The organism is Pseudomonas sp. F-14 TE3482 (assembly GCF_053629455.1).
On the sequence record NZ_JBRJII010000001.1, the window covers coordinates 3,621,152 to 3,643,237 of the forward strand.

Sequence of the window (22,086 nt, forward strand, 5' to 3'; positions counted from 1 at the left end):
GCATCTGAGTTTCAGGGCTGCTACTCAAATTATGGAGAGGAAAAGATGACTGGACAGATTTTAAAGTCGAAGTGGGTCAATTTTCTGGTGGCCGATGCCGAGGTGAAATACGACAACGTTGACGATTTATATTCCGTAGCCGGAGCTGGCAATGTGAATGCGTTGGGCTGGGTGCTGGGGGCCTTCAAGAAAGCATACGGAGGGCTGTGGGTCGGCGGGAAAATGGTGCTGACTCAAACCGCAGTTCGCTTGAGCGCAAATGCCATGAACCGCCTAATTCAGGATGGGACGCTGGATATTGAACTCCCACTGGAGTTGGTCAGAAAGGTCAGCGTTGAGGGTTGGTTCGGGATGAAGATCGTCCGTCTTGATACCGACGCTGGCAGCGTTAAATTTCGATGTTACGGCGCGAAGGACGTCGCCGCGCTGATAGAGAAGACAATCCTCTCGACAACTCGACAGGCCTGAACAAAACAAAAAACCCGCAACTCAGTGCGGGTTTTTTTACGACTCAACTCTGATCACTGACCCTTAGGAGCATCAAACCCCCGCTGCTCAATCACCCGAAACACATCGCTCACATCCTGGACCATGATCCGGGCGATGTTGGTAACGGTGTTGATGTCGTGCTCGGCGTAGTCCGGCAGGCTGGTGCAGGCCATGAGGTTGAGGTATTTGAGGACGGCGTTGAGGCGTTCGCTGAGGCAGTTGTGGAGTTCGCGTAGTGGGGCGTCGGCGTCGATGAGGAGGACGGGGTGGTCGGTGGCGAAGTGGGACATGGGGCTGTAGTGGCGGAGCGGCTTTTGAGTCGTCATGGTGTTAATCCTAATAAAAGTAGAATTGCCACCGTTCTGCTGCGAAACAAAATGGGTGGCAGCTATGCGCGGGTTCGCAGACCGGAGGATTAACACCAGGACCCGGCAGACCCGAAGGTCTCCCACGCACAACCGCCATAAAACGATACGCAGCCGGGAGTCGGCCGTGCCTGACGGAACAAGGTGTCAATCTTAAGGGCTGCGAAACCCTATCGCCAACTGCGGTCAGCGACAGACCCACTCTAGGCAGCGATTTCGGTAGCCGCAATCGGGCTGTAGGACGCCAAGATTGTCATTTTGGCGAGGTGGCTCTTCCCCGTTCTATGTCGTAACGCAGTAAAACCGGGCGTTACGGTTTGTCTGAGGAAATGGGCTAGCAGGGTTTGGGGCTGCTTCGCAGTCCAGCGGGAGCAAGCTCCCTCGCCACAATCGGTTATTTCCTACGAGATTTTCGGACTTCAAAATCCTCGCCGTGCCTTCATCGAACGTTCAGGCGCGGGATTTTCGGCGGTGAGTGACGCTTGCTTCCGTTCAGCATCACCACCGTCGTAGACTGAACGCCAACGGGAATTCAAGGATGGAACGCGCCCATGATCGAAATCGGCAGCCGCAACAACGCCCCCACGCCACAGCACCAAACCCAGGACATTTACCTCTTCCACATCGACCTTTCTCGCCCCGACACGCCTTTTTGTTTCGAGCAGTCCATCGGTGGCGGTCATTGCGAGCAGGGCGGGGCGGTGTGGTTGGCGGTGTCGGCGCTTGAAGCCTGGCCGGGTGAGTGGCGTCAGCATGTGCAGAAGTCCGGTTGTGGCTGGGTCGCTGAACTGGTGGAGAGGCATCCTGGCGTCGATCAGGCGACGCTGGTGTCGATGATTCTCGAACGCCACGCTGAGAGCGCCAAGCCTGTGGGGCGGTGGCAAGCGATTGCCGGCTGGTTCAAGCGCAACATTCATTTCAGCGGCCGTTACGGCGTTTAACCCGAGGAGAATCCCATGAGTCAGACACTGGAACGCGCCATTGCCATCGCCGCGGCGGCGCATGAGGGGCAGGTGGACAAGGGCGGCGCGCCTTACATCCTGCATCCGCTGAAAGTCATGTTGCGGGTGAACACGCTGGAAGAGCGCATCGTCGCGGTGCTGCATGATGTGGTCGAAGACTGCGGCATCAGCTTCGACGATCTGCGCAAGGAAGGCTTCAGCGAAACGGTGCTGATGGCGATTGCGTCGGTGACCAAGGTGCCGGATGAGTCGTACGAAGAGTTTATCGAGCGCGTGGCGCAGAACCCGATCGGGCGGGTGGTGAAACTGGCGGATCTGGAAGAGAACAGCGACTTGTCGCGGATTGCCCAGCCGTCCTGGGAGGATCTGGAGCGCGTTGAGAAGTATCGGCGGGCGATCGGGGTGTTGCGTTCGTAGCGGGTGGGTGTGGGTTCGGAGTCCATCAATCCGTGATGGCCGCCGGGTTGTTGGCGAGTTCTGATCATTACGGGATTTGCGGGCATCAGGATCAAAAGATCGCAGCCTTCGGCAGCTCCTACGCTGATCGGGTCGGCGTTTGGATTTGGGGCAGTCCACGGTTTTTCCATTCAACGGTTTTTGAGAACGTGGTCTGTCCCGGGTTTTCGCTCTCTATTTAACGAGCCTGAGGCAAGTTAAACCTGTCTTGTAGTGCAGCTGTTGAATGGGTTCGACGCTCTCCTGAGTCCCGATTTTTTTGACTACGTTAATTCCGCAGTGATTTTGGTCGTAGTTGAAGATGGGCAGGATGCCTGGCTTGGACTCACTCCAGGAGCCCGACTTCACGGTGTAAATAGCCCCTGCCTGAGGTGTGAAGGAAAAAGGTATCCGACATATAGTCCCTGCGACGACATGCTCGTACGTCAATACCAGCTCTTTGCCCACTGCAACCTGCGATTCGATAAAGTCATCGGCCAGGTAGTTCAATGACGTGGCCCCCCCGTAGCAACCCTTTTCATTGAAGGTCACGGCGTCCAGGCTGGTACCGCGTGTGTATTTAAGGCGAACCGTCGCCGAGGGTTCATCCGGTTGGGGAAAGACGTACGGCTTGCCCTGAAAAAATGAAGTGCAACCACTGAGCATCACTGCTCCAGCCAGTAGCGCGTACAGACCTGACTTGTTATTCCCGTACATCAACCGATTCCTTGATTCCTGCGACTGCACTGAGAAAACCTCAGAGGCCGAACGTTATTGAATGATGGCTTTATGATACTGGATATTGTGAAGGTCCAGTCAGCAGGGCAAAAAACGGACAGCGTTTGAACAGGAAATACCGGGACAGACCACAATTTTTCCGTTCAACGAATCGTGGACTGTCATGTGCTGAAGATCAAAAGATCGCAGCCTTCGGCAGCTCCACAAAGGCGTAATCAAGTCCGTCTTGCGGCGTTAGTATTTTTCCATTCTGCAGTCATTCCCCTAGAAAAGAATCGGTCTAAAAACTCCGACCCAGCCTTCGAACGATTTGCTATTCTGAAGCTGTAGGTGAAGACGCAGACTGATGCGCAAAGGGATAGCGAGGAGGCGTGGGGCGCGCTCCCAAGGGTACACGGTTAGAAAGATCTCCGCGCTGAGATCCAGCCCTTATGCCGTGTGAGGCAGAACAGCCTAAAGTTAAAAATCCTGTTCTGTGAGAGGCCCGATAAACCTTGTAAGCCAGAGACCAGCGCTGGCCACCTACATCGATTTCCAAAGCCCGCCTTGTGCGGGCTTTTTCGTATTTGCGGGTAGCCAGTTTGTTCTACACGGCGCGCGCTTTTGCGGATGCGGCTCGCACGTCTTGTTCATCGCGTTCTGCCTGTCTGACGTGAGCTGCAAACCCAGTCTGATCCGAAGCAATCTCCGCACGCAACGTGAGTTGCGGGATGTCATACGCCCCGGCATTCTGCGGCCGGAAAGGAATCGGTGCGGTCCTCCCGAGGTCATCAAGCCGTTGACCGAGCGCGTCGCAGGTCGTCGAAAATTTCGCTTCGTCCATTCGGCTGGTGCGATAGATCACGAACGGTGGCAGCACGTCGAAACCGGGGTAAAACAGTACGCCATGCTGAATGGGGAATAACAGGTCATCGATGGGCCCATTGATGCCCCGAGGGCTGTAATGAGACTCCCATCCACCCGCGGTGACGATCAGCATCGCCCGTTTGCCCGCCAGCGTACCTTCTCCATAGCGGTTGCCCCAGCGCGCATCGGAATGCTCTCCTACGCCATAGGCAAAACCATAGGCATAGACGCGTTCCACCCAGCCCTTGAGGATCGCCGGCATCGAAAACCACCACAGTGGAAACTGCAGAATGACGGCATCGGCCCAGAGCAGTTTTTCCTGTTCGAGGACGATGTCCTGGCTTTGCCGGCCTTCTTCGAAGGCAAGTTTGGAGTCCAGCGAAGGATTGAACCGCGATTCGGCTGGCCGGCCGGGACTGTCATCGGCATCCAGCGAGGCTTTCCAGTCCATCGCGTATAGATCGGAGACTTGCACCTGGTGGCCGTTAGCTTCCAGGCGTTTGACGGCAAAGTCTTTGAGCGAGCCGTTCAATGATTTTGGTTCGGGATGGGCATAAACGAGCAGAACTTTCATGGCTGAGTCTCCGGTGTCAGGAGTCAGCAGAATCGGACGTTACTAGGTATATTGGAAATGAATAACCAATATGCCAGGTATTACCATGAATAATCTGCGACGCCTGGACATCAATCTGTTGCTGACCCTTGATGTCTTGCTCTCGGAACACAACGTGACCCGTGCGGCGCAACGCCTGAGTTTGTCTCAACCGTCGGTGAGTGTTCATCTTGCCAAATTGAGGGACATTTTCGGTGATCCGCTGTTGCTGCCAGGACCACGGGGCATGCGGCCCACGGCCAGGGCCGATGAGTTGCGCGAGCCGTTGCGTCAGGCCCTGGAAGCCCTGGAGCGCGCCGTGTCGCCCGCCAGCCCTTTCAACCCGGTTGAGGCACGGCAGACGTGGAATGTCATGGCGTCCGACTACGGTGAGACGACTATCGTTTTGCCTGCGTTAGCCGGGCTGCGTTCGGCAGCACCGGGTACGCGTATGGCGGTGTTTGATCTGGTTCCGTCTCAGATCGCCAGGCAAGCGGAGCAGGGAGCAATCGATCTGGCTTTCCACACCAGCGAGGACGCTCCCCCCGGCTTGCGGCGTCGAGCGTTGTTTACCGAACGATATGTTTTGGTAGGGCGTGCCGGCCATCCGCAGTTGAAAAAACGGCCGACACTGGCGCAATTTTGTGAACTCGACCACGTGATCGTGTCACGGGATGGTGGGGCGTTTCAGGGTGTCACCGACCAGGCGCTTTCGGCGGTGGGCATGACGCGCCGGGTGGTGCTTTCCGTCCCGCATTTCCTGTTTGTGCGGTCGGTGGTGGAGAGTACCGACATGGTGGCGATGCTGCCGTCGCGGCTGGTTCGCGATGCGGGGGCGTTGGAAGTGGTCGAGCCACCGCTTGATGTCCCGGGTTACGAGATGTCGATGCTCTGGCCCGAGCGTGTTCATCGCGACCCTGCGCATCAATGGTTGCGCGAGTTCATTGTGAATGCGTTGTGAGGGCATCAGTTGACCACAATCCTGTGGGAGCGGGCTTGCCCGCGAAGGCGGCGTGTCAGGCGACATTAATGCTGTAAGTGCCGCCGCCATTGCGGGCAAGCCCGCTCCCACAGGTTCTGCGCCTGGCATGAGCCAGCATTCTCCTGCTGCCGGTTGTGTTCATTCCGCTGTTTGGCTAATCTCGCATAAACACGCAAAAACAGGCATAACCATGCAAGCTGAGCATTCCATAACCGAACTCCCGCAGTTGCGCCGTCAGAAAATCCTTTTGATTCTGGAACGCGACGGTAAGGTCATGGCCTCCGAGCTGAGCCAGCATTTCACGGTGTCCGAAGACACTATTCGTCGGGATCTGTCGGAGCTGGCCAGCGCCGGGCTGGTGCAGCGGGTGCATGGCGGAGCGCTGCCGCGGCCCAAGGATACGGGCAAGGATTACTTCACCCGGGTTGGCGAAACCGATGAGGTGAAAACCCGTCTGGCCCAACTCGCCGCACGCCGGGTCAAAAACGGCCAGATTGTGATTTTCGATTCCGGCAGCACCACGCTGCAGATCGCGCGCTCGCTGCCCGCTGACATCTCCATCACGGCCATTACCGCGTCGCCGATGATCGCGATCACACTGGCCGAATACAAAGGCATCACGGTGATTGTTGCCGGTGGTCAGCTCAATCCCGCGACGATGTCTTCCGGCGGCCATGAAACCCTGCGGTTGATCGAAGGCATCAAGGCCGATCTGCTGTTCACCGGGGTCTGCGCCATTCATCCGGAAGTCGGCATCAGCTCACTGCATTTCGATGAGGTGCCGGTGAAGCAGGCGATGCTCGCCAGCGCTTCCCATGTGATTGCCGTCACCACCGCGGACAAGCTGGGGGCGGTGGAGCCTTTCGTTGTTGCGCCTTGCAACCGCGTGCATACCCTGATCACCGAGCGTCACGTGGCCTCGGGCAATGTCGAGGATTATCAACAGCTGGGGATCGAGGTGGTGCAGATAGACGCTTGAGCGTCATCGCGCTCAGTGCTGCATGGGTTACGCTGATAGCAACGACGGGAGGAATGCAGCCATGACTGAGCGCCATATGATCCACTCGGAAACACTATCGAACGGATGCAGCATTGAGGTTAAAGCCGAGATATTGAGAGACGGCTCGCTGAAGATGTTCATGGGTGTCTATTGGCCGGACGGTTCGGCCATCGTTGAGGACAACCACCCGTCGCCGCATCTGCTGGACATGGAAGCGGCGATGGACTGGGCCATCGAAAAAGCCAAAACCATCGGTAACAGCCAAAGAACGCTGTAAGGCCTGGCGATAACTGAATCATTGAGCATCTGGAAGGTCGTACCTGCGGTTTGCACGCACTTCGATTGAATTCGTGGATAGCGTCAACTCATCCCCGCATCTCTGACCTTTGCTTTTAGGATGTTCAAATGAAGCGCACCGCGATAATGACCCTGGCCATTGCAGCTACTCTCTTGTTGGGAGGCTGCTTTCCTCACTGGGAAGATGATGACAGGTACGATCGGGATCACCGCCGTGAATACCGTCGCGACCATGACCGAGGCTATGACCAACGTGATGATCGAGGGTTTGACCGGGATTACGACCGGCGTGATGATCGCCGTCGTTACCGTGACCGGGACCGCGACGACCGCGACGACGATTGATACTTGCTCGCCAGCCTTCAGAGCGGGCACCACCGCTCTGATCTGCCGTCAGTCATGCGAGGTGTCACCATGGGAGTTCTGCCTGGACGTTTCACTCGGCATGTCAGCCACTGGTTGATCGCGGCGGGTATCGGCCTGACCGCAGTGGTGCTCAATGCACAGGCGCAAACACAACCTCAAGCCACTCAGGAAATAAACAGCTTGCTGGACTTTGTCGAGCACAGTGAGTGCCGGTTTGTGCGCAACGGGAGCGAATACCCAGGCGCTCAGGCCCGGGCGCATCTGGAAAAGAAGCTTGAGTATCTCGAAGAGAGGGACAAGATCACTAGCGCAGAAAACTTCATCGACCTGGCGGCCACCCAAAGCAGTGTGAGTGGTCGCGCCTATGAAGTGCGCTGTCCGGCGGGCGTACAACCAGCAGATACCTGGCTGAAGACTGAGCTGCAGCGGCAGCGACAACTTCATTGATCACGTTCGCTGCGCTAGCGCAGCAGATGAACCACCAACCCGATCAGCCCGCATCCCATCAGTACTTCGATCACACCCCGCTTGAAGCGGAACAAGGCGATGGCCGCCGCAATGGCGATCAGCGCCGAAGGCCAGTCGAGTTGGCCGCTGAAGCCGTTGGGCCAGAGCACGTGGTAGCCGAAAAAACACGCCAGATTAAGGATCACGCCGACCACCGCCGCAGTAATCGCGGTCAGCGGCGCGGTGAGCCTGAGTTCGTTGTGCGTCGACTCCACCAGCGGACCGCCGGCGAGGATGAACAGGAACGATGGCAGAAAGGTGAACCAGGTCACCAGCGTGGCGGCGAGGGCGCCGGCCAGGAACACATGATCGGGACCGAACACCTGCTGAACATAGGCGCCGACGAAACCGACGAAGGCCACCACCATGATCAGCGGCCCGGGGGTGGTTTCGCCGAGTGCCAGACCGTCGATCATCTGCGTGGGTGTCAGCCAGCCATAATGGCCGACCGCGCCCTGATACACATAAGGCAATACGGCGTACGCGCCGCCGAATGTCAGCAATGCCGCTTTGGTAAAGAACCAGGCCATCTGGGTCAGGGTGCCTTCCCAGCCGAACAGCGTGGTGAGAATGCCCATCGGCAATACCCACAACGCCGCACCCACCAGCAACAGACGCAGCAATTTAAAACGGTTGAAACGGGCATGTTCGGGAGGCGGAGTATCGTCATCGATCAAGGCCGGGCCGAAGGATTTTTTCGCAGCACCATGGCCCCCGGTCTGGAACCTTTCAGGCGCCAGACGTCCGCCGACATAACCGATGATGGCGGCGCCCAGCACAATCAACGGGAACGGCACATTGAACACGAAGATGGCCGTGAATGAAGCCGCGGCGATGCCCCACAGCCAATTGTTCTTCAATGCCCGCGAGCCGATCCGGTGGGCCGCCTGCACCACAATGGCGGTCACCGCAGGCTTGATGCCATAGAAAAGACCGGCCACCACCGGCACTTCGCCAAAGGCGATGTACACCCAGGACAACGCGATCAGGATGAACAGCGAAGGCAGCACAAACAGCACGCCGGCAATCAGGCCGCCCCACGTGCGGTGCATCAGCCAGCCGATGTAGGTCGCCAACTGCTGAGCCTCAGGCCCAGGCAACAACATGCAGTAGTTGAGGGCATGCAGAAAGCGTCGTTCCGAGATCCAGCGTCGGCGCTCCACCAACTCCTGGTGCATGATCGAGATCTGTCCGGCCGGCCCGCCGAAACTGATGAAACCCAGCTTCAGCCAGAACAGAAAGGCTTCTCGCAGGCTGATCGCCTCAGGCTTCGACAGGTCCTGTTCGACGGTGGAAGAGGGGGCTTTATTCAAATCACGATTCCTTTTTCAACTGTCGATTCAAGCCTTCACGGCGTCCCGAACATCGCCGTCCAGTAAATGCCTGCGTCACTCTTCGGGTCCACCGCATAGGCCGCGCCCAGCTCGCGAAATTGAGGGTTCATCAGGTTGGCGCAATGGCCCGGGCTGGCCAGCCAGCCATCGACCACTTTGCGCACGGTGTCTTGCCCGGCGGCGATGTTCTCGCCGACCTGTTGGCCCGCATAACCGGCCAGTTCAGCCCGATCACCCGGCGTGCGTCCGTCGCGGTCCTTGTGATCGAAATAGTTATTGTTGGCCATGGCCCGGCTGTGGGTCTCGGCCGCGGAGCCCAGTGTGGCGTTCCAGGCCAGCGGCGTCGTGGCGGCAAAGGCTTGGGGGCCGCACTGGCGCGTCTGAGCGCGGGCGCTGTTCATCGCTTCAAGCAGTTTCTGTCCCTCCGCCTGCCAATCACCCAAACGCCCGGTCAACAGCGGACGCGCCAGCACAATACGCCATTCACGGCCATCGCGGCTGACGCCGATGTCGACGAATTGCGGGTCCAGCACCACTTGGCAGAAGCTCTCCTGAATCGCCTTCATGGCGGACGGCGCATCACGCGGGCCGGACAGGCTGATCGCCTGGACATTGACCATCGGATACGCCGCGCGGGCCAGTGCCTGTTGCAAGTCACCGATGCTGTTGGCGGACAGGACCAGACGCGGATCGCTCGCCAGCGGCGGCAACTCCGAAGACGCCTGGCCGCCGCAGCGCTGCGCCTGGCTGCGGTAAACGTTGATCGACTCGACCAGCTGCGTTTCATCGGCCGCCGACGCGGTGACGCTGAACATCAGCCCGAATGACAACACGGCGAGATGCAAAATGGATGACAGGCTGCGCATGAAAATCTCCCTTGAACGGACTGCACTCATGATGCGCGATTTCCCCCCTGCGCACGCAATGCCTTTTTTGCGCCGACATGCATTTATTGTCAGACGGCTGGAATGACGTGCGACGACTACAATCACAGCAGGTCAGCGCTGCAACATCGCCGTTTCATTGCCCAAGCCAGTGTCATCGGAAGGATCGATCATGCGATTAAAATGGGTACTCACCTGCTTCGCAATCATCCTTCTGTGCAGCCAGGTGTTGGCGACTGAGCAAGAGCAAAAACAGGAAGTGGCCGAAGACAAGGCGCAGGTCCTGGAGCAGAAAGCCGCCGAGAAGGACAGCGAACTCCCGGTGCCTAAGTCCGCAGTCATCACCCCCTCCGAAGCGCAGGCGGTCGATCCGGCAGGCGCAGCCCCTCTGGACGATGCAATCACCTGCTTTGCACGCAGTATCTATTGGGAAGCCAAAGGTGTTGCACCTGCCAACATGGAAGCCGTCGCCAGCGTGGTCATGAACCGGCTCGGCCATGGTGGGTTTCCCGATACGGTGTGCGCCGTGGTCAAGCAAGGCTCTGAAACGGGCTCCTGCCAGTTTTCATGGTGGTGCGACGGACGTGCAGATCAGGTAAAGGAAGACGACGAATATGCCCTCGCCAAGGAAATCGCGCGCAAGGCGCTCAACAAGCAACTCACGGACCGAACCCATGGTGCCTTGTATTTCCACGACAGAACGGTGAAACCCGCCTGGGCGAAGAAATACACCAAGACGGCCGAGACCGGGAAGTTCCTGTTTTATAAACCTCGTGGCGGGACGGCGCAGTAAGCGCTTGATTGGGGGAGAGTGCTGCCGGTAAGAATTTACGGTTTTTTTACGGTGGTTACTTTTCCCCGAAATGATACTGATCGCGTTTTTTTATCATTGAGATGCCTGCAATTCTTCATTGCACTCCTTCCTCCTTATCGAGAAGCCACCCCGTGAGCGAAACAATGATCCATGCCCATGAAGAATCCCATTCCAAAACCTCGGGAGTGGGCTTGCTCATCGCCGCGGTGGGCGTGGTTTATGGGGATATCGGCACCAGCCCTCTTTACACCCTCAAGGAAGTGTTCGCCGGTCATTACGGAGTCCAGGCCAATCACGACGGTGTACTGGGCGTTCTGTCGTTGATCTTCTGGTCACTGATCTGGGTCGTCTCGATCAAGTACGTGCTGTTTATCCTTCGCGCCGATAACCAGGGCGAGGGGGGCATCATGGCCTTGACGGCACTGGCACGTCGGGCTGCGGCGCCGTATCCCAAAATGAGCAGGGTGCTGGTGTTGCTTGGCCTGTTTGGCGCGGCACTTTTTTACGGCGACAGCATGATCACCCCCGCCATCTCGGTGCTCTCTGCGGTTGAAGGGTTAGAGCTTGCGTTTGATGGCATTGAGCATTGGGTGGTTCCGCTGTCCCTTGTCGTCCTGGTAGTGCTTTTCTTGATACAGAAACATGGCACGGCTCGTATCGGCATCTTGTTTGGCCCGGTCATGGTGCTGTGGTTTGTGGTGTTGGGGGTACTTGGCATTTACGGCATCTTGCAACGGCCGGAAGTTCTGCAAGCGCTGAATCCTGCGTGGGCGGTGAAATTTTTCGTGGTCCATCCGGGCATCGGCATCGCCATTCTGGGCGCCGTCGTGTTGGCATTGACTGGTGCTGAAGCACTGTATGCCGATATGGGGCATTTTGGTCGCAAACCCATTGCTCGTGCCTGGTTCATCCTGGTGCTCCCCGGCCTGGTACTTAACTACTTTGGCCAAGGCGCGCTGATCCTCGGGAACCCTGAAGCGGTACGTAATCCGTTCTATCTATTGGCACCTGACTGGGCGCTGCTGCCGATGGTTGCGCTCTCGACACTGGCCACCATCATCGCCTCCCAAGCCGTGATTTCCGGGGCATTCTCACTGACTCACCAGGCCATCCAGCTGGGTTACGTGCCTCGGATGTTTATCCAGCACACCTCCAGTCAGGAGCAGGGGCAGATTTACATCGGCATGGTGAACTGGGCGCTGATGGTCGGCGTCGTGTTGCTGGTCATCGGTTTTGAATCGTCCAGTGCACTGGCGGCGGCTTATGGTGTGGCGGTGACGGGCACCATGCTGATTACCACCATTCTGTCCTCGGCTGTTGCATTGCTGCTTTGGAAAATACCTCGTTGGCTGGCTATTCCGATGCTCTTGGGTTTTCTCTTGGTGGACAGCCTGTACTTCGCTGCCAACGCTCCGAAGATCTTCCAGGGCGGTGCGTTCCCGGTGATTGCCGGTATTGCCCTGTTCATATTGATGACCACCTGGAAACGGGGTCGAAAGATCATTGTCGAGCGGCTGGACGAAACCTCGCTGCCGCTGCCGTTGTTCATCAGCAGCATTGGCTCGCACCCCCCCCATCGTGTGCAGGGTACCGCGGTATTTCTGACGGCCAGGGCGGATGCGGTCCCTCATGCCCTCTTGCACAACCTGTTGCATAACCAGGTGCTGCACGAGCAGGTGGTGTTGCTTACCGTGGTGTCTGAAGACAGTCCGCGTGTACCGGCGGATCGGCGATTCGAGGTCGAGGCTTATGGTGAAGGGTTCTTTCGAGTGAGTCTGCACTTTGGTTTTATCGAGGAGCCCGACGTCCCTCTGGCGTTGAGCCTGTGCCACTTGAAAGAGCTGGATTTCAGCCCGATGCGCACCACGTATTTCCTCAGCCGGGAGACTGTCATCCCGACCAAGCGTATCGGCATGGCCCGTTGGCGCGAAAGCCTGTTCGCGTTCTTGCTGAAGAACGCCAACAGCAACCTCAAATACTTCAAGTTGCCGCTCAATCGCGTGATCGAGCTGGGCACGCAGGTTGAGATGTAGACGGCAACAGTCAGTCAAACGCACATCCCTGTGGGAGCGGGCTTGCTCGCGAAGAGGGAGTGTCAGCCGACATTAATGTTGCCTGGCACACCGCTTTCGCGAGCAAGTCGAATCGTCGCACCGCCGCTCCCACAGGTTTTGCGTTCCTCGGTGAGCCTCCACCATCGCCACACGACCCTCACCGAGACGCCGGGCCGTTCATGGAGTGGGCTCTTGCACTAATCTCATGCAAAATCACGGGTACAACGTGCTCACCACGTATTGATCGCAGGTTAAGCACGTATTGTGAGTAATCGATCGCGCTAATGCAGTGCAACGAGAGCCACTATGAAAACCCTTTTTGAGATAAGTGATGTCTTTGAGCCCAACATCCAGTCACCCATCACCCGCCGGCGGTAACAGCATGATCGAGGTCACCGAGGTTTCCATTGCCCAACTGCGTGCCGCACTCGAATCGGGCCAGACGACGGCGGTTGAACTGGTTCAGGCCTATCTCGCCAGAATCGACGCCTACGACGGCCCTGACACGCCCACCGCCCTCAACGCAGTGGTGGTTCGCAACCCCGATGCGCTCAAGGAAGCGCAGGCATCCGATGCCCGTCGGGCCAAGGGACAGACGCTGGGGCCGCTCGATGGCATTCCCTATACGGCCAAGGACAGTTATCTGGTCAAAGGGCTTACCGCAGCCTCTGGAAGTCCCGCCTTCGCGAACCTGATTGCTTATCGCGATGCGTTCACCATCGAACGGCTTCGTGCCGCTGGCGCGATTTGCCTGGGCAAGACCAATATGCCGCCCATGGCCAACGGCGGCATGCAGCGTGGGGTGTATGGCCGGGCCGAGAGCCCGTACAACGCTGGCTATCTCACCGCACCCTTCGCCTCGGGCTCATCGAACGGTGCCGGTACTGCAACCGCTGCCAGTTTCGCGGCATTCGGCCTCGCCGAAGAAACCTGGTCGAGCGGACGTGGCCCGGCGTCGAACAATGGTTTGTGTGCCTATACGCCTTCGCGCGGAGTGATCTCGGTGCGCGGGAACTGGCCGTTGACGCCGACCATGGACGTTGTCGTGCCGTTTGCCAGAACCATGGCCGACCTGCTCGAAGTGCTCGACGTGGTGGTGGCGGACGATCCCGACACACGAGGCGATCTGTGGCGGATGCAACCCTGGGTGCCCATTCCTAGTGTCGCCTCGGTGCGTCCCGCTTCCTATGGGGCGCTTGCCGCCAATACCGATGCCCTCGCAGGCAAACGCTTCGGCGTTCCTCGTATGTACATCAACGCGGATCCCGAAGCGGGCACGAGCGATGCGCCGGGTATCGGTGGTCCGACGGGGCAGCGAATCAACACCCGTTCTTCCGTGATCGGGCTCTGGGAAGAGGCTCGCAAGGCACTCGAAGCCTTTGGGGCCGAAGTGATCGAGGTCGACTTCCCGCTGGTCTCCAATTGCGAGGGTGATCGTCCTGGTGCACCGACGGTGTTCAACCGTGGCCTGGTTTCCAAAGAGTTCCTTCACCATGAGTTGTGGGATCTGACAGCCTGGGCGTTCGACGATTTTCTGCAGGCCAATGGCGATCCAGAACTCAATCGCCTGGTCGATGTGAACGGGCCGCTGATTTTCCCGCACGACCCGGGAACGCTGCCCAACCGTGAGGGCGACCTTGCCGCTGGCATGGATGAATATGTGCGGATGGCCGAGCGCGGCATCACGCCTTGGGACCAGATCCCCACGGTGCCGGACGGGCTACGCGGCCTTGAGCAGACGCGCCGTATCGATCTTGAGGACTGGATGGATCGGTTGGGGCTCGACGCAGTGATCTTCCCGACGGTGGCCGACGTCGGGCCGGCGAACGCCGATGTCGATCCGAAGTCTGCGGACATCGCGTGGAGTAACGGTGTCTGGGTCGCCAACGGCAATCTCGCCATCCGCCACTTGGGTGTTCCCACGGTCACGGTGCCGATGGGAATCATGCCGGACATCGGCATGCCCGTCGGGCTGACCTTTGCCGGTCGGGCCTATGACGATTCGACGCTGCTGCGCTTGGCTTCGGCGTTTGAGTCGACGGGGACGAAGCGATTGATTCCGCCGCGAACCCCACCGTTGTCGGGTGGTCAGAACTAGGAAGGGCGGGATTGGCGCACGACACACGCGTCAATCCCGCCCGGTAACGGTAAGCCAGGGCAGTCTGGCTGTACTCAAATCGTCGCTCGCAAAAATAGTGTGCAGCGCAGCCGATGTGTATTCCCGGCAAAGGTGCAGTGTCTTGTCTTTCTAACGCAGTCCTGTCCAGGTTGAGAGGTGGATTTCATGAACAACATCATCTACATCGTCGGGGTAGTTGTGATCGTCGTGGTTATCCTGTCGTTCCTCGGGTTTGCATAGGCTCCAAGACCCTGCAAAAGCCAGTTTCCCTGGCAGCCGTCCCGATGCGCTCGGCTATTGGCCCAGCAGAGGTGCCAGCAGTGCACACATGCTGCGCCAGTGCGAACCCTCCCAGTAAACCCGTTGGCAGGCGTCGCAGCGCAGGAAGTGCGAATAGAGGGCGCCAACGCGGGGCGGCACCTGCAACCGGGCCAATTCCGGGCTGATCTCGTGCAGCGGCAGGTTGCAATGCAGGCACAGGCTGAATGGTCGCGCGTTACGTGCGAGATCGAGGCGCTCGTACAATTCGCGCAGCTGCAGCGACGGTTTCAGGGCATGCACGTAACAGCCGTGGCTGATGATCCGCCGCTTGAGCAGTTCGCGGTCGCGGGTTAGCACGATGCGTCCTTGCTGCGCGGCGATCTCGGCGATCTCGCCGTCCTCGAAGCCATTGTCGTAGAGGGTGTCGAAGCCGCTCATGCGCAGCAGGTTGGCCAGCCCGCCAAGGTGCGCATCAGCGATAAAGCGCAGCACCCGTAAAGGTTGCGCACGAACCTTGAGCAGCGGGCTGATGTCCAGCGCTTCGAATTTGGGATACACCGCCAGCCGGTCATTGTCGAAAATCACCCGCTCCAAGCCCACCGACTCGCCGTTGAGCAGCACCAGCTCGACCTCGGTGTGCGGTATTCCGAGCGCTTCGATCATGTGCTTGACCGTCGCCCCGCGTGCGCACTCGCAGGTGAAGGACTGCCGCCGCCGGTCGGCCGGCAGGAAATCGTTGAGCTCCTCGTAGAAGCGGAAGGTTGCACGGGTCATGTTGAACAGTATGGCAGGGCTGCAGCGCTGGTTAACCTTTCAAAGCCGCTTCAATCGCAGCGATGTCGATCTTGCCCATCCCCATCATGGCGTCGAACGCACGCTTGGCCGCCGCTCGATCAGGATTGGCTATCGCGGCGGTCAGCACGCGTGGAGTGATCTGCCACGACAGTCCCCACTTGTCCTTGCACCAGCCGCATACATTTTCCTGGCCGCCGTTTCCGACGATCGCGTTCCACAAGCGGTCGGTTTCGGCCTGGTCGTCGGTCGCAACCTGGAACGAGAAAGCCTCATTATGCTTGATCTCCGGCCCGCCGTTCAGCCCCAGACAAGGGATACCCATCACAGTGAACTCCACCGTCAAGACATCGCCCTGTTTACCCGCCGGATAGTCGCCAGGCGCGCGAAGGACAGCGCCCACGGCGCTGTCCGGGAACGTCTCGGCGTAGAACGTCGCGGCATCCAGCGCGGTGCCGTCGTACCAGAGACAGATCGTGTTCTTGCTGATCATCTTGGTTCTCCAGAATTGGCGTGTTATTCAGTGCCCTCGGTCATGACCGACGGGTGTTTGTTCAGTGATTGACCGCGAACAGAATGGACCGTTTTGATGACGCTCTATTAATTTTTGCACTCCGACAACACCACCTGGCAGGTATTGGGCGTACCCCCGGATCGGCCGGCATAGCGGATGCAATTATCCATGGATTTTTTGCGAGCCATGCTCAAGGTATCGCCCCAAGCCAGGCCGCCCTCGCCGGCAGTGGGTATCGCTTTTGCGTAGCAGTTTGAGCCTGTATTTGAGGCTGAATAGTGAGCCGTGGAAGCTTTGCCTGCACATCCCGCCATCAGCGCCAGGTTGATCGCGAGCAGGGAGGGCAGGACCCATGACGAACACTGGCGCGCTGTTTTTCCGGTCATCCCGTTTCCCCTGAGGCTAGAGGCGTGTTTGTGCTGGTGCTCTACTCAGATTAGTCGACCCAAGGCCGTGGCTTCGCTACTATTTTTCACAGTTTGCAAAGTCACAACCGTCGCTTGATCAGAGGAGACGCAGCATGGACCGATTCACCGGCGGTTGCCTGTGCGGCAACGTCCGGATCGAGGCGTCGGGACTCCCGTACCGGGTCGGCCTTTGTCACTGTCTCGATTGCCGCAAACATCATGGGGCTCTGTTTCACGCCTGCGCGATATTCCCTCAGGACGCGGTGACGATCGAGGGCGAAACACGCGACTATGCCGGGCGGTTTTTCTGTCCCCGCTGCGGCTCGTCCGTTTTCGCCCGCACCGGCGACGAAATCGAAGTGAACCTGGGATCCCTGGATGCCCCTGACCAACTGACACCTACCTACGAAAGCTGGACCGTGCGTCGCGAATCCTGGCTACCGCCGTTTCCGCAGACGCGACGATACGAGCGCGATCGTGACGCCACGGGGCGCTTTGAGGAGTAGGTTGCACGAAGGGTGCGAAGGCGCCCGGCCGCGCTGGATACGGTAAAGATGCACAAAGCGCTCAACGGGGAGGCAGCGGAGCAGAAGCCCGAAACGGTTCAAGCGGACATTGTTGCTGTGCCTTCAGCGACGCCAGCCAAAAGCCTGTTGCCGGACTTCAAAAGCGTCTCGCAGGGGTGATAGTGCGGCGGCCAGGCATGATTGATTCATAGTGCCTGGCTAGCGCTCACTGCATTTTTTTGTTCCTGGGATCGTCCGCCGGGTTGAGGTAAGTGATTCCCCAAGGCCCTGTGCCGTGAAGTTGAAGCACGGTTTCCTGTTCTCGACTGGCGCCGAACATCGACATGCCGACAGGAATGATCAGGGTGTCACCCGGGTGATAGGCCTTGGCCCGTGCCGGATCGAATTTGTCTCCGGTGGCGAAGTAGAAGGTGCCCGAGATAACGGTTACGCGTTCGGTCACGGGATGGGTATGCACGCCGATTTTTGTATTGGCCGGCAGCTTCAAGCGCAGGGTGAAGGGTTCAGCGGCTTTCAGGTCACCTTCAATCACGGCAATCATTGCGCCAGGTCCCACCGCCGGCGCAGGTTTCCAATTGAGTCCGGATGAGGTGGCGGCAATAAAACCCGCTTCCTCGGCCAGGGCGGTCAAGGTCAGAAAGGCAGGGCTGAGCAAGGCCAACAAAACAGCGGCCGCTTTGTGGGCAATCATCATGGTTTCCTCGTGTCTGGGGGCCTCAACGCACAGGCGCAGAGCCTGTGCAATCAAGTCATATATACGTTGACGGTAGCCGAATGCCGGAGCGCGGATATACCCATTGTGAACCAGTGCTATAACGCATAAGCATGAATGTATGCTGGCCTGGCCCTACCGGCGCCCACCCTGAGGAGTGACAACCATCATGAAGAAGATCGACCCAAAAGACGGCGAGGAGGGAGGCTCTGTCTCTGCACTGATAGACGCAAAAATCAAGGCGCTGACTGACTGGCGGGGTGAGACCCTCGCTCGGGTTCGAACGCTGATCAAGCAGGCCGACCCTGAAGTGGTCGAGGAATTGAAGTGGAGAGGGGTTCCGGTGTGGTCGCACGCCGGCATCATCTGCACCGGTGAGACATACAAGAAAGTCGTAAAGATGACCTTCGCCAAGGGGGCTTCGCTGGAGGACCCTTCAGGGCTGTTCAACGCCAGCCTCGGAGGCAACACCCGACGTGCCATTGATATTCATGAAGGCGAGAGGGTTGATGAAGAGGCGTTGAAGGCGCTGATTCGCGCCGCGGTGGCGCGCAATACGTCGGTGTGAACGGCTGACTGCACTGTTCAGTCTCAGAGAGGTATCAAGGAGAGCCTATAAAGTTTTTCGAGATAGCTCACCGATGCAGGGAGGTTAGCGGCTGCGGTGGACTAAGGCTTGCGCAACAGAAGCAACAACAACGCCGCAGCCGCCAACCCCGCCCCGACGATGAACGTGCTGGCCGAGCCCGAGGTCTCCCACAGCGCACCGGCGAGCACACTGGCGATCAACAGGCACACGCCGCTGATCAAATTGAACAGGCCGAACGCCGTGCCCCTGAGGTGTTCCGGTGCGGTGTCGGCGATCAGCGTCGCGAGAATGCCCTGGCTGAAGCCCATGTGCAGGCCCCACAGGGCCACGCCCGCCAGCATGGTCATGATCGAGTCTGCATGCGCCAATAACAGGTCTGCCAGGATCAGCAGGACGATGCCGATGCATAGCACTTTGGTGCGGCTGATCCGGTCGGACAACCAGCCGGCAGGGTAGGCGGATACGGCATAAAGCAGCGCCATGACCACCATCACCATCGGCACCCAAGTAGCCGTCAGGCCTGTTTGTTGCGCCTTCAAAACCAAAAAGGCTTCGCTGAAACGGGCCAGTGTGAAGAGCCCACCGACGATCACCACCCACCAATAATCGCGGGAGAAATCCCGCAGGACTTTCCAGTGGATAGGCGAGCGGAAGGCGCGTTCGCCAGCGACAGTGGTCGGCTCTTTTACCCCACCGACAATCAGCGCCACCGATATCACCGCCGGGATCACCGCAAACCACAACACCAGATGGATCTGCCCGAGCCAGAGCATCAGCACGATGGCCAGAATCGGACCCAGAATGGCGCCCACGGTGTCCATCGATTGGCGCAAGCCAAAGCAGGCGCCACGGATTTCGGCGGGGGCGATATCGGCGACCAGCGCATCTCGCGGCGCACCACGAATGCCTTTGCCGATGCGATCCAGAAAACGCGCGGTGAACACCACATCGACCGAGTGCGCGAGGGGAAAGAGCGGTTTCGACAAGGCGGCCAGACCGTAGCCCATCAACAGCAAGCCTTTGCGCCGGCCGATAAAGTCGCTGATGGCGCCGGAGAAGATCTTGGTCAGCATCGCGGTCGCTTCGGCGATGCCCTCGATCACCCCGACGGTCAACGCGCTCGCGCCCAAGGTCGTGACCAGAAATATCGGCAGCAGGCTGTGCACCAGTTCTGAAGACAGGTCCATGAACAGGCTGACAAAACCCAGGGCCCAGACCGTGGAGGGGATGCGCAGTGAAGCCGGTGTGGGTTTTGAGAGGTTGTCCATGCTGGTTTCCGGGATTGAATGCTCACCGATTGTTTATGTCGCCAACCCCATCGATCAGGCCTTAAAGGTTCTGACTCAAAAAGAGCAAGGTATTGCCATGGGCCTCGACCGCCGCCCGTTGGTTATAACTGTCACGGTGTGAGCAGTTGAAGCCATGTTCGGCACCCGGATACACCTCGATATCGACGTCATCGTTGAACTCGAAACGCTCGGCGATTTGCTTCACGGCGTCGATGGGGATGTGGCTGTCCTGTTCGCCGAAGTGCATCAGCACCGGCACCTTGATTTCATCGGCTCGATCCAGCTGGTTCTGAATGCCGCCGCCGTAGTAGGCGATCGCCACGTCGACGAAACCATTGGCCGCGGTGTTGTACGACAGCATGCCGCCGAAGCAGAAACCGATAGAAGCGATTCTGCCGTCCAGCCCCGGCTGCGCTTTCAGGGCGTCAATGGCCAGTTTGATGTCGGCCTGCGCTTTTTTGGTGTCGGTGGCGTTCATCAGCTCGACGGCGCGTTTCCAGCCGGCTTCGTCGTAGCCCAGTTCGATACGGTGGCCGTTGCGCCAGAACAGATCCGGCGCGATGACCAGGTAGCCGTCGGCGGCGTATTGCTCGGCGACCGAGCGGATGTGCTCGTTGACGCCGAAGATTTCCTGAATCAGCACAATCCCCGGACCTTTAAGGGTGTGGGGGATGGCCAGGTAAGCGCCGAAGGTGCCCTCGGCGCTGGTGATCTCGATCCATTGGGTGGTCACGCTCATGATGGCTCCTTTACATAAGTTGGGTAGGTTATCGAGACACTGGCGTATCAGCGGTGACTGCGCCGCCAGAAGTATCGAGCCAGCAGCGCGTCGACGCTGAGCTTTCCGGCCCCCGAGAGCAGCAACGGCAGGAGGGCTGCGAGGTAGATCAGCGGCAGTTTGAAGTTGCCGTGGCCTTTATTGCTGATGGCATAACCCTGGGCAAGTTCACTCAATGTAGACCAATCGGCCGGCCAGTGAACGGCAGCGGTCGCGACGATCGTGACCACGATCAGGATAATCGCCGAGACCCGCGTCCCCAGGCCCGCCAGCAGGGCGAGGGCGCAGATCAATTCGGCCCACATCGCCAGTTCCCAGTTCAGCGTGACCGGCACGTGGTTGAAGGGAAACGGGAAGCTGTTCTGGATGTCGGCGAACCAGTTCTGGCCGTTCCATTTTTCCAGGCCTGATTCGAAAAACTCCCAGGCCAGAAACACCCGCAAGGTCAGGGGTGCGATCCAGCTGCCGGCACGGTCGAGGTTCAGGTGCAGGCCTTTGATGGCCGATGAGAGGGAGGTATTCATGGGCTTGAGCTCCGGGATTTGATCGACAGGTGCATTCATTGTGGGAGCAGGCTTGCTCGCGAAAGCGGTGTGTCAGGCGACATCAATGTTGACTGACACTCCCTCTTCGCGAGCAAGCTCGCTCCCACAGGGGAATATCGGTGTTGTTGAGGTTTCATTCGGTCACCAGCGCATTCCTGGCCGACCGTTTGTACTTCAGCGCAATCTTGCCCAGCAGCCGAACGACGATTGCCGAAAACATCAGCCCGAACGGCAATACGTACCAGGCGCTCAGGGGGATGCGTTTGAAGTTGGAATAGGTGAACACCGCCGCAATCACCCACATGCCGCTGACGTGCAGGGCTTTCCAGGCTTTGGGACCGATCAGCCGCGCCGTGGGTTTGAATGAGGTCAGCGCCATCAGCACAATGAACAGATAACCGACCGAGCCCGGGATGTTGCCGACCGTGGTGCGGCCGGGCCAGAACTCAGGGTTCAGTTGGCCATAGCTGTAGATCAGGAGGGCGTGTACCAGGTGGGAAAACGCAAAGGCCAGGCCGATGAAGCGTCGTTCACGCACCAGCGATCGAGTGAAAGGCGAGGGCACCAGCACGGCCAAAGCGGACGCAGTGAACGCGGTAAGGAACAGTGCAAACGAAGTGCGCGCGGTGGCGCGAATGGCGCTGCGGGTAGCTTCCACCAGATCCGGGTTCAGCAGCAGAATCAGGCTGGTCATCACCAGCACCAGCAAGGACAGCAGGCCAAACAGCGACCAGCCGTGGTAACGGGGAACTTGGGTCATCATGACGACACTCCTGAGCAAGAGCCGACCCGGTTTTGCCGGTGATCGGCGGACGGCAAGAGTTTTTCAGCCCGGTGTGTGGGCGGTATGTCCGAAAGGTCTCCCGGCGCAAGTTCATGTATCCTGGG

The 22,086-nt window shown here is 58.8% G+C and carries 26 protein-coding genes; 13 read left to right on the top strand and 13 right to left on the bottom strand.

The genetic code is table 11. The annotated features are described in order from the left end of the window. Nucleotides 1-45 precede the first annotated feature (45 nt). The gene (locus AB7M26_RS16330; RefSeq protein WP_123495365.1) at nt 46-468 is read left to right on the top strand and encodes a hypothetical protein; all 423 of its coding nucleotides are present in this window, start codon (nt 46-48) and stop codon (nt 466-468) included. Between the two features lie 53 nt (nt 469-521). Here AB7M26_RS16330 and AB7M26_RS16335 read toward each other — a convergent pair whose 3' ends face one another. Beyond that, nucleotides 522-815: a fructose-bisphosphate aldolase gene (locus tag AB7M26_RS16335; protein ID WP_123495364.1), complete on the bottom strand. Its 294-nt coding sequence runs from the start codon at nt 813-815 to the stop codon at nt 522-524. A gap of 590 nt (nt 816-1,405) precedes the next feature. Between AB7M26_RS16335 and AB7M26_RS16340 the strand changes: the two genes are divergently transcribed. Beyond that, nucleotides 1,406-1,795 carry a hypothetical protein gene (locus tag AB7M26_RS16340; protein ID WP_429385217.1) on the top strand — a complete coding sequence of 130 codons (390 nt, stop codon included), beginning with the start codon at nt 1,406-1,408 and terminating at the stop codon, nt 1,793-1,795. Between the two features lie 15 nt (nt 1,796-1,810). Beyond that, nucleotides 1,811-2,233 carry an HD domain-containing protein gene (locus AB7M26_RS16345; RefSeq protein WP_429385219.1) on the top strand — a complete coding sequence of 141 codons (423 nt, stop codon included), beginning with the start codon at nt 1,811-1,813 and terminating at the stop codon, nt 2,231-2,233. A gap of 213 nt (nt 2,234-2,446) precedes the next feature. Here AB7M26_RS16345 and AB7M26_RS16350 read toward each other — a convergent pair whose 3' ends face one another. Together AB7M26_RS16350 and AB7M26_RS16355 are read right to left on the bottom strand one after the other, a co-directional pair. Next, nucleotides 2,447-2,968 (bottom strand): hypothetical protein, encoded by a 522-nt coding sequence (locus tag AB7M26_RS16350; RefSeq protein ID WP_429375998.1) that lies wholly within the window; start codon nt 2,966-2,968, stop codon nt 2,447-2,449. Between the two features lie 607 nt (nt 2,969-3,575). After that, nucleotides 3,576-4,409 carry an NAD(P)H-dependent oxidoreductase gene (locus AB7M26_RS16355; RefSeq protein WP_429385221.1) on the bottom strand — a complete coding sequence of 278 codons (834 nt, stop codon included), beginning with the start codon at nt 4,407-4,409 and terminating at the stop codon, nt 3,576-3,578. Nucleotides 4,410-4,494: 85 nt separating this feature from the next. On the opposite strand from AB7M26_RS16355, the gene AB7M26_RS16360 reads away from it, so the two are divergent. The 5 genes from AB7M26_RS16360 to AB7M26_RS16380 all read left to right on the top strand — a co-directional run bounded on the left by AB7M26_RS16360 (nt 4,495) and on the right by AB7M26_RS16380 (nt 7,519). After that, nucleotides 4,495-5,388, top strand: coding sequence for a LysR family transcriptional regulator (locus tag AB7M26_RS16360; RefSeq protein ID WP_429376000.1), 894 nt, complete (start codon nt 4,495-4,497; stop codon nt 5,386-5,388). Nucleotides 5,389-5,599: 211 nt separating this feature from the next. Further along, nucleotides 5,600-6,388, top strand: a complete 789-nt coding sequence (locus AB7M26_RS16365) for a DeoR/GlpR family DNA-binding transcription regulator (protein WP_429385223.1) — start codon at nt 5,600-5,602, stop codon at nt 6,386-6,388. 61 nt (nt 6,389-6,449) lie between these two features. After that, nucleotides 6,450-6,686, top strand: a complete 237-nt coding sequence (locus AB7M26_RS16370) for a hypothetical protein (RefSeq protein WP_063343332.1) — start codon at nt 6,450-6,452, stop codon at nt 6,684-6,686. 128 nt (nt 6,687-6,814) lie between these two features. Further along, nucleotides 6,815-7,051, top strand: coding sequence for a hypothetical protein (locus tag AB7M26_RS16375; RefSeq protein WP_429385225.1), 237 nt, complete (start codon nt 6,815-6,817; stop codon nt 7,049-7,051). Between the two features lie 69 nt (nt 7,052-7,120). Further along, nucleotides 7,121-7,519 carry a YfeK family protein gene (locus tag AB7M26_RS16380; protein ID WP_429385227.1) on the top strand — a complete coding sequence of 133 codons (399 nt, stop codon included), beginning with the start codon at nt 7,121-7,123 and terminating at the stop codon, nt 7,517-7,519. 14 nt (nt 7,520-7,533) lie between these two features. Here AB7M26_RS16380 and chrA read toward each other — a convergent pair whose 3' ends face one another. Both chrA and AB7M26_RS16390 read right to left on the bottom strand, forming a co-directional pair. After that, nucleotides 7,534-8,892 carry a chromate efflux transporter gene (gene chrA / locus AB7M26_RS16385; RefSeq protein ID WP_429376003.1) on the bottom strand — a complete coding sequence of 453 codons (1,359 nt, stop codon included), beginning with the start codon at nt 8,890-8,892 and terminating at the stop codon, nt 7,534-7,536. Between the two features lie 35 nt (nt 8,893-8,927). Next, nucleotides 8,928-9,779: a CAP domain-containing protein gene (locus AB7M26_RS16390; RefSeq protein ID WP_429385229.1), complete on the bottom strand. Its 852-nt coding sequence runs from the start codon at nt 9,777-9,779 to the stop codon at nt 8,928-8,930. A gap of 190 nt (nt 9,780-9,969) precedes the next feature. Here AB7M26_RS16390 and AB7M26_RS16395 point away from each other — a divergent pair, with 190 nt between their 5' ends. The 3 genes from AB7M26_RS16395 to AB7M26_RS16405 all read left to right on the top strand — a co-directional run bounded on the left by AB7M26_RS16395 (nt 9,970) and on the right by AB7M26_RS16405 (nt 14,763). Then, nucleotides 9,970-10,590, top strand: coding sequence for a cell wall hydrolase (locus AB7M26_RS16395; RefSeq protein ID WP_123495344.1), 621 nt, complete (start codon nt 9,970-9,972; stop codon nt 10,588-10,590). A 164-nt stretch (nt 10,591-10,754) separates the two neighbouring features. Next, nucleotides 10,755-12,644 (top strand): potassium transporter Kup, encoded by a 1,890-nt coding sequence (locus AB7M26_RS16400; protein ID WP_429388863.1) that lies wholly within the window; start codon nt 10,755-10,757, stop codon nt 12,642-12,644. Nucleotides 12,645-13,047: 403 nt separating this feature from the next. Further along, on the top strand, nt 13,048-14,763 hold the full coding sequence (locus tag AB7M26_RS16405; protein WP_429385231.1) for an amidase: 1,716 nt from the start codon (nt 13,048-13,050) through the stop codon (nt 14,761-14,763). Nucleotides 14,764-15,078: 315 nt separating this feature from the next. On the opposite strand, the gene AB7M26_RS16410 is transcribed toward AB7M26_RS16405, so the two are convergent. From AB7M26_RS16410 to AB7M26_RS16420, 3 genes are all read right to left on the bottom strand, one after another. Next, nucleotides 15,079-15,819, bottom strand: a complete 741-nt coding sequence (locus AB7M26_RS16410) for a Mut7-C RNAse domain-containing protein (RefSeq protein ID WP_123495339.1) — start codon at nt 15,817-15,819, stop codon at nt 15,079-15,081. Nucleotides 15,820-15,850: 31 nt separating this feature from the next. Further along, entirely contained in the window at nt 15,851-16,330 is a 480-nt protein-coding gene (locus AB7M26_RS16415) for a VOC family protein (protein ID WP_427623489.1), read from the bottom strand. 107 nt (nt 16,331-16,437) lie between these two features. Beyond that, complete coding sequence (locus tag AB7M26_RS16420) at nt 16,438-16,737, bottom strand: hypothetical protein (protein WP_123495335.1); 300 nt, start codon at nt 16,735-16,737, stop codon at nt 16,438-16,440. Between the two features lie 134 nt (nt 16,738-16,871). Between AB7M26_RS16420 and AB7M26_RS16425 the strand changes: the two genes are divergently transcribed. Further along, nucleotides 16,872-17,264, top strand: a complete 393-nt coding sequence (locus AB7M26_RS16425; RefSeq protein WP_123495333.1) for a GFA family protein — start codon at nt 16,872-16,874, stop codon at nt 17,262-17,264. A 226-nt stretch (nt 17,265-17,490) separates the two neighbouring features. Here the strand turns inward: AB7M26_RS16425 and AB7M26_RS16430 are convergent, their stop codons facing one another. After that, nucleotides 17,491-17,976, bottom strand: a complete 486-nt coding sequence (locus AB7M26_RS16430) for a cupin domain-containing protein (protein ID WP_429388865.1) — start codon at nt 17,974-17,976, stop codon at nt 17,491-17,493. Nucleotides 17,977-18,166: 190 nt separating this feature from the next. On the opposite strand from AB7M26_RS16430, the gene AB7M26_RS16435 reads away from it, so the two are divergent. Beyond that, on the top strand, nt 18,167-18,565 hold the full coding sequence (locus AB7M26_RS16435; RefSeq protein ID WP_429385234.1) for a DUF1801 domain-containing protein: 399 nt from the start codon (nt 18,167-18,169) through the stop codon (nt 18,563-18,565). A gap of 101 nt (nt 18,566-18,666) precedes the next feature. Here AB7M26_RS16435 and AB7M26_RS16440 read toward each other — a convergent pair whose 3' ends face one another. The 4 genes from AB7M26_RS16440 to AB7M26_RS16455 form a co-directional block, all read right to left on the bottom strand. Beyond that, a complete protein-coding gene (locus AB7M26_RS16440; protein WP_429385236.1) occupies nt 18,667-19,854 on the bottom strand; it encodes an MFS transporter in 1,188 nt (395 codons plus the stop codon). A gap of 61 nt (nt 19,855-19,915) precedes the next feature. Continuing rightward, on the bottom strand, nt 19,916-20,614 hold the full coding sequence (locus tag AB7M26_RS16445) for a dienelactone hydrolase family protein (RefSeq protein ID WP_192343575.1): 699 nt from the start codon (nt 20,612-20,614) through the stop codon (nt 19,916-19,918). A gap of 47 nt (nt 20,615-20,661) precedes the next feature. Continuing rightward, nucleotides 20,662-21,177, bottom strand: coding sequence for an HvfX family Cu-binding RiPP maturation protein (locus tag AB7M26_RS16450; RefSeq protein ID WP_429376010.1), 516 nt, complete (start codon nt 21,175-21,177; stop codon nt 20,662-20,664). A 154-nt stretch (nt 21,178-21,331) separates the two neighbouring features. Next, complete coding sequence (locus tag AB7M26_RS16455) at nt 21,332-21,961, bottom strand: ferric reductase-like transmembrane domain-containing protein (RefSeq protein WP_429385239.1); 630 nt, start codon at nt 21,959-21,961, stop codon at nt 21,332-21,334. Nucleotides 21,962-22,086: the final 125 nt, after the last annotated feature.